General features: G+C 33.3%; 17 protein-coding genes. 14 read left to right on the top strand and 3 right to left on the bottom strand.

Features of this window, described 5'->3' with window-relative positions:
• Positions 1–58: 58 nt before the first annotated feature.
• Together ribH and J2X17_RS13660 are read right to left on the bottom strand one after the other, a co-directional pair.
• Positions 59–631: a 6,7-dimethyl-8-ribityllumazine synthase gene (gene ribH / locus J2X17_RS13665; RefSeq protein ID WP_310299003.1), complete on the bottom strand. Its 573-nt coding sequence runs from the start codon at positions 629–631 to the stop codon at positions 59–61.
• 74 nt (positions 632–705) lie between these two features.
• On the bottom strand, positions 706–1485 hold the full coding sequence (locus tag J2X17_RS13660) for a tetratricopeptide repeat protein (protein WP_310299000.1): 780 nt from the start codon (positions 1483–1485) through the stop codon (positions 706–708).
• Positions 1486–1873: 388 nt separating this feature from the next.
• On the opposite strand from J2X17_RS13660, the gene recF reads away from it, so the two are divergent.
• The 12 genes from recF (at position 1874) to J2X17_RS13600 (ending at position 12071) form a co-directional block, all read left to right on the top strand.
• Positions 1874–2953 carry a DNA replication/repair protein RecF gene (recF, locus tag J2X17_RS13655; RefSeq protein ID WP_310298998.1) on the top strand — a complete coding sequence of 360 codons (1080 nt, stop codon included), beginning with the start codon at positions 1874–1876 and terminating at the stop codon, positions 2951–2953.
• Between the two features lie 165 nt (positions 2954–3118).
• Complete coding sequence (locus J2X17_RS13650) at positions 3119–3817, top strand: thioredoxin domain-containing protein (RefSeq protein WP_310298996.1); 699 nt, start codon at positions 3119–3121, stop codon at positions 3815–3817.
• 9 nt (positions 3818–3826) lie between these two features.
• Positions 3827–4504, top strand: coding sequence for a DUF2461 domain-containing protein (locus J2X17_RS13645; protein WP_310298993.1), 678 nt, complete (start codon positions 3827–3829; stop codon positions 4502–4504).
• A 110-nt stretch (positions 4505–4614) separates the two neighbouring features.
• Entirely contained in the window at positions 4615–5670 is a 1056-nt protein-coding gene (locus J2X17_RS13640) for a glycosyltransferase (RefSeq protein WP_310298990.1), read from the top strand.
• A gap of 175 nt (positions 5671–5845) precedes the next feature.
• A complete protein-coding gene (gene murB / locus J2X17_RS13635) occupies positions 5846–6859 on the top strand; it encodes a UDP-N-acetylmuramate dehydrogenase (protein ID WP_310298987.1) in 1014 nt (337 codons plus the stop codon).
• Between the two features lie 138 nt (positions 6860–6997).
• A complete protein-coding gene (locus tag J2X17_RS13630) occupies positions 6998–7459 on the top strand; it encodes a GNAT family N-acetyltransferase (RefSeq protein ID WP_310298984.1) in 462 nt (153 codons plus the stop codon).
• A 9-nt stretch (positions 7460–7468) separates the two neighbouring features.
• Positions 7469–8083, top strand: a complete 615-nt coding sequence (locus J2X17_RS13625; protein WP_310298982.1) for an FMN-binding negative transcriptional regulator — start codon at positions 7469–7471, stop codon at positions 8081–8083.
• 83 nt (positions 8084–8166) lie between these two features.
• Positions 8167–9273 (top strand): glycosyltransferase, encoded by a 1107-nt coding sequence (locus J2X17_RS13620; RefSeq protein ID WP_310298979.1) that lies wholly within the window; start codon positions 8167–8169, stop codon positions 9271–9273.
• Positions 9264–9815: an RNA polymerase sigma factor gene (locus tag J2X17_RS13615; protein ID WP_310298976.1), complete on the top strand. Its 552-nt coding sequence runs from the start codon at positions 9264–9266 to the stop codon at positions 9813–9815. The genes J2X17_RS13620 and J2X17_RS13615 overlap by 10 nt, the downstream gene beginning before the upstream one ends.
• A 157-nt stretch (positions 9816–9972) precedes the next feature.
• Positions 9973–10785 carry an energy transducer TonB gene (locus J2X17_RS13610; RefSeq protein WP_310298974.1) on the top strand — a complete coding sequence of 271 codons (813 nt, stop codon included), beginning with the start codon at positions 9973–9975 and terminating at the stop codon, positions 10783–10785.
• Positions 10786–10886: 101 nt separating this feature from the next.
• A complete protein-coding gene (locus tag J2X17_RS13605; protein ID WP_310298971.1) occupies positions 10887–11624 on the top strand; it encodes a DUF4184 family protein in 738 nt (245 codons plus the stop codon).
• Positions 11625–11690: 66 nt separating this feature from the next.
• The gene (locus J2X17_RS13600; RefSeq protein WP_310298968.1) at positions 11691–12071 is read left to right on the top strand and encodes a PH domain-containing protein; all 381 of its coding nucleotides are present in this window, start codon (positions 11691–11693) and stop codon (positions 12069–12071) included.
• A gap of 63 nt (positions 12072–12134) precedes the next feature.
• Here the strand turns inward: J2X17_RS13600 and J2X17_RS13595 are convergent, their stop codons facing one another.
• Positions 12135–13004 (bottom strand): M48 family metalloprotease, encoded by an 870-nt coding sequence (locus tag J2X17_RS13595; RefSeq protein ID WP_310298967.1) that lies wholly within the window; start codon positions 13002–13004, stop codon positions 12135–12137.
• A gap of 327 nt (positions 13005–13331) precedes the next feature.
• On the opposite strand from J2X17_RS13595, the gene lipA reads away from it, so the two are divergent.
• Both lipA and gap read left to right on the top strand, forming a co-directional pair.
• A complete protein-coding gene (gene lipA / locus J2X17_RS13590; RefSeq protein WP_047774095.1) occupies positions 13332–14198 on the top strand; it encodes a lipoyl synthase in 867 nt (288 codons plus the stop codon).
• Between the two features lie 74 nt (positions 14199–14272).
• Complete coding sequence (gene gap, locus J2X17_RS13585; protein WP_310298959.1) at positions 14273–15271, top strand: type I glyceraldehyde-3-phosphate dehydrogenase; 999 nt, start codon at positions 14273–14275, stop codon at positions 15269–15271.
• Positions 15272–15292: the final 21 nt, after the last annotated feature.

Genomic DNA, 15292 nt, shown 5'->3' with positions numbered 1-15292 from the left:
AAAAACCTATACTATTTTTACACAGTATAGGTTTTAGTATTTTTAAAACAATTGTGTTTTATTCGTTCTCGATCTTTATTGGTGTTTCTTCAATTTGAATCGCTCCTGAAGACAATAAAGGCTGGTTAAAAGGATGAGACATTGAAGCCTGCTGACGAATATACGCCATCTTAATTGCTGCGATTGCCGCTTCAGTTCCTTTATTTCCGTGAATTCCTCCACTTCTATCAATAGATTGCTGCATGTTATTATCTGTCAAAACACAAAAAATAACCGGGATATCAGTCTGAACATTCAAATCTTTAATTCCCTGCGTAACGCCTTCACATACAAAATCAAAGTGTTTTGTTTCTCCCTGAATTACGCATCCAATAACAATGACTGCATCTACATTTTGTGTTTGCAGCATTTTCTTTGCACCATAAATTAGTTCAAAACTCCCTGGAACATTCCAACGAATAATTTGCTGTGGCGGTACATCACAATCAACTAAGGCATCAAAAGCGCCATTGTAAAGTCCTTCTGTTACAGTTTCGTTCCATTCAGAAACAACAATCCCAAATCGAAAGTCTTTCGCATTTGGGATTGTGTTTTTATCGTATTCTGATAAATTTTTATTTTGAGTAGCCATCTGTACTATTTTAGATTTTTGATTTTAGATTCTTAACTACAAATCTACAATCTTAAATCTAAAGTCTAAAATTTTTATTGTGCTAATCCAATCAATACATCAACAGAAGCTGCTTCTGGAGTTGAATCGAAGTTTTCTTTAATATCAGTTAAATATTTCAAAGCATCTTCTTTTTGACCTAAAGCCAAAGCAGTTTTACCAGCTTTCAATAAGAAACGAGGTGTTGTAAAATCGTTTTTATTAGACTCAGCAGCTTTTACGTAATAGTCAAGAGCTTCTTTTTGTTGATTTTTTTGAGAATAAGCGTCTCCGATAGCACCTTTAGCCAAAGCACTTAAAATCAAATCATCAGATTTAAAGTTCCCTAGGTATTTAATAGCGTCATCAAATTTACCTGTATTCAAATAAGCCATACCAGCGTAGTAGTTCGCTAAGTTTCCAGCATCAGTGCCAGAATATTCATCAGCAATTTTCACGAATCCGAATTTACCTTCAGAACCATTCAAAGACAATTTGTACAATGAATCACTTGCAACACCGTCAGTAGCTTTTTGGAAATTTTGCTGAGCAACAAACATTTCGTTTGCAGCCTCATCTTGCTTAGGAGCTTCGATAAATTTTTGGTATGCCAAATATCCAATAGTAGCAACTGCAATACCAGCAACTAAACCAATAATGATTTTTTGATTTTTAGCAACCCAATCCTCAGTTCTTGAAGCAGTTTCATCTAATTTAGAAAAAACACCAGCTGTTGTGCTGTCTTTTTCGTCAATGATTACCTGTGTTTCTTCATTTACTTCTTTAACTTCCTTCTCTTTTGGTGCTTTATATCCTCTTTTATTGTAAGTAGCCATTTAAAATTAATTTAGTGAACGGCAAAAATAAAATTTTTATTGAAACTGAAGTAAAAAAAATCAATTTTATCACTATTTTAAAAAAAATATTTTTTCAAACCGTAAGTCATTTCTTCTCAGCACTAAAATAATTCATCCTGAAACACGCCAAAAGCCTTTTATATCAATAATTTTCGATAATTTGCACCCTCAATTTTTTGATGTTCCAAAACGCAGATTTTCTAGGCTAATACTCAAATTTTAGCCACAGATTTCACAGATTCTCACAGATTGCAAAAGGTTTTCACTGTATTTAGCAGAAAAATCCTTTAAAATCTTTTAATCTGTGGCAAAAAACAAAATCTCGCCTATAAAAACTTCAAATTTTAACTTTACAGTTCCTTAAAAAATGCATTTAAACAAAATTTCTTTATTCAATTATAAAAATTTCTCCGAAGTCAGTTTCGATTTCGACCGCAAGATCAATTGTTTTGTCGGCAAAAACGGAATTGGTAAGACGAATGTGCTCGATGCAATCTATCATTTGGCCTACGGAAAAAGCTATTTTAATCCGTTAGCGGTTCAAAATATCAAACACGGAGAAGAGTTTTTTGTTATTGATGCCGAATTAGAAAAAAATGACAGAACAGAACAAATTGTCTGTAGTTTAAAAAAAGGACAAAAGAAGGTTTTAAAAAGAAACGGTAAAGCTTACGACAAATTCTCAGATCATATTGGCTTTATTCCATTGGTTATAATTTCTCCGGCCGACCGTGATTTAATTGTGGAAGGAAGTGAAACACGCCGTAAATTTATGGATAGCGTAATTTCGCAATTAGATTCGACTTATCTGCATCAGCTTATTCAATATCAGAAAATAATTGTGCAGCGAAATGCGCTTTTGAAATATTTCGCCCTGAATCATACTTTTGATAACGACACCTTGTCTATATATAATGAGCAATTAAATGGTTATGGAAAATCTATTTTTGAAAAGCGAAAAGATTTCCTCGAGCAGTTTATACCTATATTTAATGTACATCATCAGGCTATAACCGGTTCTGAAGAAACGGTGCAGTTGGTTTATGAAAGTCATCTATATGAAAAGGATTTACTAACCCTTTTGCAGGAAAACATTAATAAAGACCGCGCGCTTCATTATACCAGTGTCGGCATTCATAAAGATGATTTATCTTTTGAAATTGATTCACATCCCATAAAAAAATTCGGATCACAAGGACAGCAGAAATCCTTTTTGATTGCTTTGAAATTGGCTCAATTTGAATTCCTGAAAAAACAAAGCGGTGTAAAACCTCTTTTACTTTTTGATGATATTTTTGATAAATTAGACGAAACCCGGGTTTCAAAAATTATCGAAATGGTGAACAGCGAAACTTTCGGCCAGCTTTTTATTTCAGACACACATCCTGAACGTACCGAAGCGATCGTAAAATCGACTCATCAGAGTTATAAGATATTCAATTTGTAATTTTTTGTTTCAGGTTCAAAGTTTCAGGTTTCAAGTTTAAAGTGTGACGTTGAAGAATGAAATCTGAAACCAAACCTCATTCCTAAATTGATTTTATAATTCTCTTATGAATTCAAAATTTAAAAATCATTACTTTAGCAGTACTATTTTTTAAACTTCAATATCATGAAATTCCCCAAAATTTTATTGCTTATAGTTTCAATTCTGCTATTTTCCTGCAACGAACAAAAAACAAAATCTTTTGAATCGATTGCACCTAAAGAATTTGCAGATAAAATCAAGACAACTGAAAATCCTCAAATTTTAGACGTTAGAACTCCGGATGAATTTGCATCAGAACATATCGACAATGCTGTAAATATAAATTGGAACAGTGATGATTTTACAACTAAAGCTGAGTCTTACGATAAATCAAAACCCGTTTTCGTTTATTGTTTAAGCGGAGGAAGAAGTAAAAAAGCGGCCGCAAAACTTCAGGAACTTGGATTTACAACTGTTTATGAATTAGAAGGTGGTTTCTTAAACTGGTCTGAAAAAGGATTATCAAATCCGTCAAACGCTCAGATTGGAATGACAATGAGTGATTTTAATGATTTATTGAAATCAGACAAAAAGGTTTTGGTTGATTTTTATGCCGAATGGTGTGGCCCATGTAAACAAATGGAACCGTTTCTTTTGAAGATGCAAAAAGAAATGGCAGACAAAGTTGTTATTGTCCGAATTGACGTGGATAAAAACAAAACATTAGCAGAAACCCTCAATATTAGCCAGCTTCCTTCTTTATTTTTATACGAAAACAAAGCAGTACAAAAGAAATTGATTGGATACATCAGTGAAGAAGATTTAAAAAAACAACTGCAATAACATACTGATATGCTAACGAAAGAATCATTGCAATTTTTAGACGATTTAAAAAGAAACAATAATAGAGATTGGTTTCAGGACAATAAAAAACGATACGAGATTTTCAAAAAAGATTATCATCAATTGGTGAGTGATTTTCTGGATGTGATGAAACCACTTGATCCTTCTTTGGAATTATTGGAGGTTAAAAATTGTACCTTCAGAATCAATCGTGACATTCGGTTTTCCAAAGATAAATCGCCCTACAAAGCACATTTAGGTGTTTGGATGTCGTGCGGGACAAAAGGCCTGAACCGAGCAGGATATTATGTTCATATTGAAAAAGGCGCGAGTTTTATTGCCGGCGGATTTTACTCCCCTGAATCTGAAGATTTGAAAAAAGTCCGAAAAGAAATTGCTTTTTTCCATGATGATTTAGAAGCTATTTTAGCCGATAAAAATTTTAAAAAAGAATTTGGAAGTTTAGATGTAAACGAAACCAATTCGTTAAAAAATCCACCGAGAGGTTACGAAAAAGACCATCCGGCCATTGAATTTTTAAAATTGAAAAGTTTTACCGCGACTCAAAAATATGATATTAGTGAAGTAACGCAGAAAGATTTCGTTACCAAAATGAGCAAAAAACTAATTGCTTTAAAACCACTAAACGAATTTATCAATCGTGCTTTAGATACAGATGAGTTTTAACCAATCCCTACCTATTTTCCGCCACGAATTCACGAATTAGCTTAAAATAATTCGTGAATTCGTGGCGGAAAAATATAAATAGCTTCACAAATAGTTACTAAGTTTACCGAATGAAAAAAAGGAAAATACTTTTTCTTGGAGAGTCGTATCGCGCCGATGCCATTACGTGGATGAAAGGCCTGAAGGAATTTGGCAATTTTGAAATATGCACTTGGGAACTACAAACACCAAACACTTCAAAACTCAACCGATTCAAACGTATTTTAGAATACGGTTTCTCTCCTATTTCTATTCGAAAAACTATCCGAAAGGAAAAACCAGATATGATTATTGCCGAAAGAACAACCAGTTACGGTTTTCTGGCAGCGATTTCAGGCATGCATCCCATTGCAATTGCACAACAAGGCAGAACTGATTTATGGCCGGAAGGTTCTGTTTTATTGCCTTTTAAAAAAATCATTCAAAAATACGCATTCAAAAAAGCCGATTTAATTCACGCTTGGGGGCCGGTTATGACGATTTCGATGCGAGATATTGGTGTTGACATGAGTAAAGTTTTAGTAATTCCAAAAGGAATTGATTTAACGCTTTTTTCTTCTTCTGTCAATAATTCAAACAAAATTGAAGCAATTGTAACACGTTCTTTACAGCCGGAATATCGCCATGATTCAATTTTGAAAGCTTTTGGAATTCTCAACCAAAAAGGAATTGACTTCTCCCTGACAATTGTCGGTGACGGAGCGAGATTACAATTTTTAAAAGATTTAGCCAAAGAACTAAAAATCGAAAACAAAGTAATTTTCACAAGAAGAATTCCCAATACTGAACTTCCAAAATTATTACAGCAGTCGAATATTTATATCAGTATGCCAGTAACCGAAGGCGTTTCTGCATCTTTATTTGAAGCAATGGCTTGCGATTGTTATCCTGTAGTTTCAGACATTCCCGGAAATCAAAGCTGGATCAAACATCGTGAGAACGGACAATTAATTACAATTGACGATATTGAAATGCTGGCCGAAGAATTGATTTGGTCTTTCGAAAATACCGAATCTCGAAATCAGGCAATTATTCAAAACAGAAAGTTCGTAGAGGAAAACGCAAATTATGATATTAATATGAAGATTATTGCAGATAAATATCATGAGTTACTTTCTAAATATTAACCGCAAAGAACACAAAGATTTACGCAATGAACACGAGCTTAGCGAACTTTGCGTAAATCCTTGTGTTCTTTGCGGTAAAATACATTTCAGCAAAATCCAACTCAAATAAATTATAATCCTTACTTTTGAAATCAGAATTATCCTGAAGTTTCGGGACACAAAAAGCCTTTTATTTATGGAAATCCAATCCAATTTTTCTTTAAAAAACTACAATACTTTTGGTATCGAAGCCAAAGCCAAACAATTTGTTGCCGTTCACTCAGTTGCTGAATTAAAAACTATTTTGGAAGAATACAAAAGCGAGAAGAAATTTATTTTAGGCGGCGGAAGCAATATGCTTTTGACAAAAGACATTGACGCGCTGGTCATTCATATTGACTTAAAAGGTAAAACAATCATCAAAGAAGATGAAGATTTTGTCTGGGTTGAAAGTCAGGCCGGTGAAACCTGGCACGACTTTGTACTTTGGACAATCGATAATAATTTTGGAGGGTTAGAGAACATGTCCCTAATTCCTGGAAATGTAGGTACAACTCCGGTTCAGAATATTGGAGCTTACGGAACCGAAATTAAAGACACTTTTGTTTCTTGCGAAGCTATTAATATTGAATCTCAGGAAATGAAGACTTTCACAAATTCAGAATGTAATTTTGGATACAGAGAAAGTATTTTTAAACACGAAGTTAAAGATCAATACATTATTACATCGGTAATTTATAAACTGACAAAACGCAATCATAAAATCAATACTTCTTACGGAGATATTACCGCTGAATTGGCGAAGAACAATATTGTAACTCCAACTTTAAAAGATGTTAGTAACGCTGTAATCGCCATTAGACAAAGCAAATTACCAGACCCGAAAGAATTGGGAAATAGTGGAAGTTTTTTCAAAAATCCTATTTTATTGAAATCTGATTTCGAAAAAATACACCAGAAATTTCCGGAAATGAAATATTACGAAGTTTCAGAAACCGAGGTAAAAGTTCCGGCAGGCTGGTTAATTGAGCAAGCTGGTTTTAAAGGAAAACGTTTTGGCGATGCAGGAGTTCATAAAAATCAAGCATTAGTATTAGTAAATTATGGAAACGCAACTGGTCAGGAAATTTTAGCTGTTTCGAAAGATGTTCAAAAAACTGTTTTTGAGATTTTCGGAATTCATATTGAAGCTGAAGTGAATGTGATTTAAAAAAATATTTTGCCAAGAATTTCACTAATCTTCACTAATTAATATTGTCAGACTGAGCGTAGTCGAAGTCCTTTATAATACCAAAGCATTTCGACTACGCTCAATGTGGCAAACGAAAATAATCATTTCTTTTCTCTAATGACAACAGAAAAAATTTCCATAAAAACTGCAAATCCAAACGACGAAAAAGTTCAGGCAATTATCGAAGAATTGTCCGCAAATCTTTATCTTCGTTTTGGAAGCGACGGGAAGAATTCTTTCACAGATTGGCAATACGATAATTCAAAATTTGTATTTGTTATAGCCGAAATTGATAGTGAAATTGTAGGTTGCGGAGCTGTAAGACCAATTTCTGAAACGACTGGCGAAGTAAAACGAATGTATTCGAAATTTCCCGGGAAGAAAATCGGTCAGACGATTTTAACATTTTTAGAGAATAGCGCTAAAACAATTGGTTTTTCTGATTTGGTTTTAGAAACACGAGTAAAAAATCAGGAAGCCATTCAATTTTACCAAAAACAAGGTTATAAAGTGATTCCGAATTACGGAAAATATAAAGATCGACCAGAAGCAATTTGTTTCATAAAACCTTTAAAATAAACTCATAAAATGCATACACCTAAAATATACAAAAATGAAGATGCGGAATCCATAAGAGCTTTTTTGAAAGAATATAGTTTTGGAATTCTGATCAATCAAACTAACGGAAAATTATGTGCAACGCATATTCCGATAGAACTTGAAGTAAATGCTGACGGAAAAGAAATTTTGCAGGGGCATATTTCGAAATTAAATCCACAAGCAGAAGGTTTTGCAGAAAACGATCAGGTTTTAGCCGTTTTTACAGGTCCGCACAGTTACATTTCTTCTTCGTGGTATGATCACGAAAATGTACCAACCTGGAATTATATAGCCGTACATGTTTATGGCCGAATTAAAATTGTTGATGAAGAAGCTACGATTGAACAACTAAAAAAACTGGTGGATAAGTACGAAGCCAATTCAGAGAATCCGGTTCGGGTGGAAAATTTATCCGCAAAAACAATGCGTGAAGCCAGAGGAATTATAGGTTTTGAAATCGAAATCGACGAAATTCAGGCCACCAAAAAACTGTCTCAAAACCGGGATGATCACAATTATAAAAACATAATTTCGGAATTAGAAAAAACCGAAAACCCTCAGGCTATTGCTGTTGCGAAAGAAATGTCGAAATGCCGAAAGTAAATTAATTTTAGACATTGAAAATTAGGAATTCATGAGTACATTTGCACGCGCAAGATTCAAAAATTAAAAGACATTAAAATCAGATGCTTATAACTTTATTCTACTTTTTTATTGCTATTGTTTTTATTCAGATTTTCTATTATTTAGGCGTTTTTGGAAAGTTTGCCTTTAGTAAACCGCAAGAAATCACACCAAAAAGAATTCCGGTTTCAGTAATTGTTTGTGCTAAAAATGAAGAAGAAAACGTAAAAAAATACATCCCGTTATTAGCCGAGCAAAATTACCCTGATTTTGAAATCGTTTTAATCGATGATGCTTCAAGCGACGAAACTCTGGAAGTTTTTGAAGAATTCGAAAGACAATATCCGAATATTCGTTTAGTTAAAGTACAAAACAACGAAGCGTTTTGGGGAAATAAAAAATATGCTCTGACATTAGGAATCAAAGCTTCAAAAAAAGATTATTTATTATTTACCGATGCCGATTGTTATCCAACATCAAAAGAATGGATTACGTCAATGACTTCGCAATTTACCATGAACAAAACTATTGTTCTAGGATATGGAGGGTACGAAAAAATCGAACGTTCCTTATTAAATAAAATTATTCGTTTCGAAACTGTTTTAACAGCTGTCCAATATTTTTCATGGGCAAAAATAGGATCTCCATACATGGGAGTTGGAAGAAACTTAGCTTATAAAAAAGACGAGTTTTTTAACGTAAATGGATTTATCGACCACATTCAGGTTCGCTCTGGTGATGATGACTTGTTCATAAATCAAGCTGCACATAAAGGAAACACTACGATTTCCTACTCCCCTGAAAGCTTCACTTATTCGAAACCTAAAGAATCTTATAAGGAATGGTTTACTCAAAAAAGAAGACATGTTTCTACTGCACAATATTATAAGTTTTTTGATAAAATGCAGTTAGGTCTTTTTTATAGCTCACAATTATTGTTCTTTTTATTGGTTATTATCTTACTGGCATTTCAATTTCAATGGATTGCTGTACTGGCAATATTGGCTACCCGCTACACTATTGCATGGACCGTTGTTGGGTTTTCAGCTGGAAAATTAAAAGAAAATGATCTTAAAATATGGTTTCCTGTTGTAGAGATGGTGCTTATATTCACACAAATTAATATCTTTATAACTAATCTCTTCTCAAAACCTGTACATTGGAAATAAATTCTAAAATAGAAAAAGCAAAAAAAGGCGACCAAATTGCCTTTACTTTTTTATTAGATTTTTATTGGAATGAAGTGTATGGTTTCATGCTGAAACGTACAGAAAATGAAACTACCGCTGAAGATATTACCATCGAAACTTTCTCAAAAGCTTTCGATAAAATTGCTACTTATAATTCGGAATTTCAATTTAATACCTGGCTAATTGCAATTGCCAAGAATGTATATATTGATTTGCTACGCAAAAAGAAAACTAATCTTTTTGTTGAAATTACTGATGCCGAAGACCAGCAAGCCTACAACATAGCCGACACTACTCCGTCGGCTGAAGATGCATTAATTAAAGAGCAAAACCTCTCTCGTTTGCTATTATGCATTAAAGAATTAAAACCCCATTATCAGGAAGTGATTCAGCTTCGTTATTTTCAGGAAATGACCTATCAGGAAATTGCCTTAAAAATCAATGAGCCATTAAGTAATGTAAAAGTCAAAATATTACGCGCTAAAAAATTATTAGCAGAAATCATCGAACGTAATAGATAATTTACTACCTTTAAGTAAAGAATAAAATATCCATGTATTTTTTCTTAAAATAATGAATTATTCACATACTAAAACAACAACTCAAACGTTGTTAGCTAAAACCAAAAACCATACTGCTTATGATTTAATGTTTACCTAACCTTAAAATCCATAAATCATGTCTAAATCAAGCATCTACGAAACCAATTGGACCGACCTTGTTTTCGAAAACAAAAACAAAGAGTACGGCGCGTACCAATTACGCCAGGAAAATTCAAAAACTACAATTACAGCACTATTTATGGGACTGCTACTATTAGCAGGACTGGGAACCGCGTCGATGTTGATTAATAAATTCAGAGGGCAAACTATTGTAGAACCTACAATTATTAATGAAACACCAATAACACCTGTAGATTTGAGCCCGATTCCAGTTCAACCTGAAACTCCAAAACCAATTGCACCACCACAGCAAAGCGCACCAGCGACAGAAATGACGCAATTGACACATCCAGTTGTAACTGCTGCAGATCAGGCAACACCAGATGTTATTGCACCAAATATGCAAAACACTCCGGTTGTTGACAATACTACATCAGGTACAGGTCCAGTAGTAGCTAATGCCATACCATCAACAGGGGGTGGCGGTAGTGATATTGCACCTGCAACAAATGATCCTGTAAATCCTGCAGTATTAGATAAGATGCCAGAATTTCCGGGAGGAATGAGTAAGTTTTATACTTATATTGGAAATAATTTTCAAAAACCAGAATTAGACGCTGAGAGAACATTGCGAGTATATGTTTATTTCGTAATTGAAAGAGACGGCTCTATTACCGACATCAGTGTAAAAAATGATCCTGGTTATGGTTTAGGAAAAGAGGCAATTAGAGTTTTGAAATCATTAAAAACAAAATGGAGTCCTGGAATAATCGATGGAAAACCAGTACGAACAGCATATAACCTTCCGATTACAATAAAAGCGGAATAACTAAAAAAAGGAAAAGCAGAATTTAGGTTCTGCTTTTTTTTGTTCATAATAAAAGCATTAATTTTAGCCTAGACAGAAAACCATATTTTATTTATAATTAAATGCCATTTACTTTTTCGCATCCTGCAATTATTCTTCCGCTTAAATATTTTCCACGAAGATGGTTTTCGTTAACAGGCCTTGTCATAGGAAGTTTAACTCCCGATTTTGAATATTTCATTCGAATGAGAGTTCAGAGCACTTACAGCCATACATTTTACGGAATATTCTGGTTTGATTTGCCATTAGCTTTATTACTGACTTTTATTTTTCACAATATAATTCGCAATAGTTTGTTTATTAATTTACCTCTATTTTTTCAGGAAAGACTATTAATTTTCAATGAATTTAAATGGAATAACTATTTTAAAGAAAATTGGATAACGGTTGTAATTTCAATTTTAATCGGAATAATTTCTCATCTTTTCTGGGATGCATTTACTCATAATCATGGTTATTTTGTGAATGAAATTTTGTGGCTCAGAAATACTATTTTCATTTTAGGAAATAATATTCCCATTTGGAAAATAACTCAACACTTAAGCTCTCTAATTGGAGCGATCGTCATCACATTTGCATTTTTAAAACTTCCTAAAAACCTTCCTTCTCAATTATTAATTAATAAAAAATATTGGATTACAGTTATCACTACTATGCTTCTAATTTTGATTCTAAAATTTTCAATTTCTTTTAATTTAAAAGCATTTGGAAATATAATTGTTGCCACAATTTCAGCTTTTTTACTTTCACTGATTTTAGTACCTATATTAATTAAGTCCAAAGTCAATTCGGAAATTTAACAAAATGGATTACTTTTACTTTTCCTTAAAAAGGCAAAACATTTTATTAAAATTAAAAACTAAAAAATGGGAATATTTTCAGCAATTCTAGGTAATGCAGGATCGGTAAGTCAGGAAGATTTACTAAAAAATTACGGACAGCTTTTAACTGATAACGAACATATCGAAATGGGTTTTAAATTAATCCGTGACACTTTTATCTTCACAAATAAAAGGTTAATCTTAGTTGATGTTCAAGGAATCACAGGAAGCAAAACAGAATACAAATCGATTGCATACAAAAGCATCACTCGTTTTAGCGTAGAAACTGCAGGAACTTTTGATCTTGATGCCGAATTAAAAATTTGGGTTGCCAGCGAATTACAACCAAGCATCGTGAAACAATTTACAAAATCTGTAAATGTTTATGAAGTACAAAAAGTATTAGCCCATCACGTTTTAGGTTAAAAATAAAATAAAAAACCCGACAAATTTTAAATCTGTCGGGTTCTGTCTTTTTATAGAAAATTGTTATTTCTTTTTAGCTGTTGTCACTTTTTTGGTTGTAGTTGCTTTTTTAACCGGAGCCGGAGCAGTATTTACAATCTTTTGCTGAACATACGGTTTATACAAACCATCTTTCTCTGCTCTTTTTTTAGCATCTTCAGCTCTTTGTTTTGAATCCGGATGCGAACTCATCATCTTATCGATGAAAGAAGCCTCTGTACCTTCACTCATTTTAGCCAAAATTCTAAAAGCAGATTCTTCGGCATTCACATTATAGCCATTTTTTTTCATAAAATTATACGAGAATAAATCGGCTTCAGCTTCTTGCTTACGGCTAAATTTACTATCAATAATAGCACTTCCAATTTTCCCTAACTGACTATCTGTAACACTTGCAACTGTTGTAGATTGTGAGGCCGCAGCATCCATTAACGCTTCTTTTTTGTAAGCAGCTTTAATTGCATCTTGCGAATCATGATTTGCTACGTGACCAATTTCGTGACCAATTACAGCTAATAATTCGTTATCATCCATAATGTCCATCAAACCTGTGTACACGCGAACGCTTCCATCTGCAGTTGCAAAAGCATTAACCTCTTTTAATTTATATACTTTGTAATTCAATGTATAACCTTCTCCTGAAGTGTATTTGCCAAAAACTCTATTCAATCTCAAAGTGTAAGGATCTGTAGGCCCTGCAACTTCATTTTCAGCATCCATTTTATCTACTGCAGCTTTAGATAAAGCAGCGGCATCTGCATTACTAAAAGTAAAACCCGTAACACCTTTTTGAACAGCACCAATTGCTTTATCTCCAAAATTAATTTGTGCATTAGCTTTCGTAAAGCCAAAAGTGGCCAATAAAACCCCTAATACAATAAATTTCTTTTTCATATTTCTTTATTATTTCAATTTAACACCAAATGTACTACAAGACTTTTATTTCTATATTTATTTCCAGTCTATTTTTTAACAAATAAAGGCATAAATTTTAAATGAGCAAGAGCGTTGCGAATTCTAAAATCATTCCTTCAAGACAGATACACAAACAAAACAACATCATTTTTACCAATGTTATTTTTAAAAACCAATAATTTAACAATTATACAAAAGAATTACCAAATCAACTTTACGTATCTTACAATTTCAAATTCAAATTAAGTCCTAAACAAATCCACAAATAAACTACATTGCTTATCTTTGTGCTTTGAATTTTGATATATGGAAACAGTCATTGAAAATATACCAACTGGAAAACCTAAATGGTTAAAAGTCAAACTTCCAATTGGACAAAAATATACTGAACTACGTGGTTTAGTAGATAAATACAGTTTAAATACAATTTGTACTTCCGGAAGCTGCCCAAATATGGGTGAATGCTGGGGTGAAGGAACAGCCACTTTTATGATTTTAGGAAATGTTTGTACACGTTCTTGCGGATTTTGTGGTGTAAAAACCGGAAGACCTGAAACGGTAGATTGGGATGAACCTGAAAAAGTAGCCCGTTCTATTAAAATCATGAACATCAAACATGCTGTAATTACCAGTGTTGACAGAGATGATTTGAAAGATGGAGGATCAATTATCTGGATTGAAACTGTAAAAGCAATCCGTAGAATGAATCCGAATACTACGCTTGAAACTTTAATTCCGGATTTTCAGGGAATCGAAAGAAATATTGATCGAATTGTTGAGGCAAATCCTGAAGTCGTTTCTCACAATGTTGAAACCGTTCGTCGCTTAACCCGCGAAGTACGCATTCAGGCAAAATACGACCGTAGCCTTGAAGTTTTACGATATTTAAAAGAAAAAGGAATCAACAGAACCAAATCAGGTATAATGCTCGGACTTGGCGAAACTGAAGAAGAAGTTTTTCAAACCATGACAGATTTACGCAATGCAAATGTTGATGTTGTTACCATTGGTCAATACCTGCAACCAAGTAAAAAACACTTGCCCGTAAAAGAATTTATAACCCCGGATCAATTTGCTAAATATGAAAAATTTGGTCTTGAATTAGGTTTCCGTCATGTTGAAAGCGGACCTTTAGTTCGTTCTTCGTACAAAGCACAAAAACATATTTTATAAAATGTTTAACCGTTTATTCGTTTAATTGTTAAATCGATTAAACAAATAAACGATTTACCGAATAAACAAAAAACTTGAAAACAAGAATTGCTATAAATGGTTTTGGTAGAATTGGAAGAAATTTATTCCGTTTACTTTTAAATCATCCAGAAATTGAAGTAGTTGCAATTAATGATATTGCTGATAATAAAACAATGTCGCATTTAATAAAATACGACAGTATTCATGGTGTTTTGCCTTTTAAAGTTAGCCATGACGAAAAAGGAATTATTGTTAACGAAAAACATTATTTATTTTTTCATGAAAAAAGCATTTCCAAATTAGACTGGAAAAGCCATAATATTGATTTTGTAATAGAATCAACAGGAAAATACAAAACACATGAAGAGCTAAATGCACATCTTGAGGCAGGAGCAAAAAAAGTAATTCTTTCTGCTCCATCAGAAGTTGACACGATAAAAACGGTAGTTTTAGGAGTAAATGAAGCTATTTTAGACGGAAGTGAATTAATTGTTTCGAATGCAAGTTGTACGACAAATAACGCTGCGCCGATGATTAAAATCATCGATGAACTATGCGGAATCGAGCAAGCGTACATTACAACAATACATTCTTACACGACAGACCAAAGTCTTCATGACCAGCCACATAAGGACTTACGCAGGTCGAGAGGTGCAAGTCAGTCAATTGTTCCAACAACTACGGGTGCAGCTAAGGCATTAACAAAAATTTTTCCTAAATTGCATCAAAAAATTGGAGGTTGTGGTATTCGTGTACCAGTTCCTGATGGTTCATTAACCGACATTACGTTTAATGTAAAACGTGCTGTTACTATTGAAGAAATTAATAAAGCATTTGAAGAATCTTCAAAAACAAATTTAAAAGGAATATTAGATTATACAGAAGATCCGATTGTTTCTGTCGACGTAATTGGCAATACGCATTCATGTTTGTTTGACGCGCAACTAACATCCGTTATTGACAAAATGGTAAAAGTTGTGGGTTGGTATGACAATGAAATTGGCTATTCATCCAGATTAATAGATTTGATTTTACTGATAAGAAAAACATAAGATTCATTGTAAAAGCATTGC

Origin of the sequence: Flavobacterium aquidurense (assembly GCF_031458035.1) — a bacterium.
GTDB classification, from domain to species: Bacteria; Bacteroidota; Bacteroidia; order Flavobacteriales; family Flavobacteriaceae; genus Flavobacterium; species Flavobacterium aquidurense_C.
Note: the sequence above shows the minus strand (reverse complement) of the source record. Positions and strands in the feature narration are given on the sequence as shown.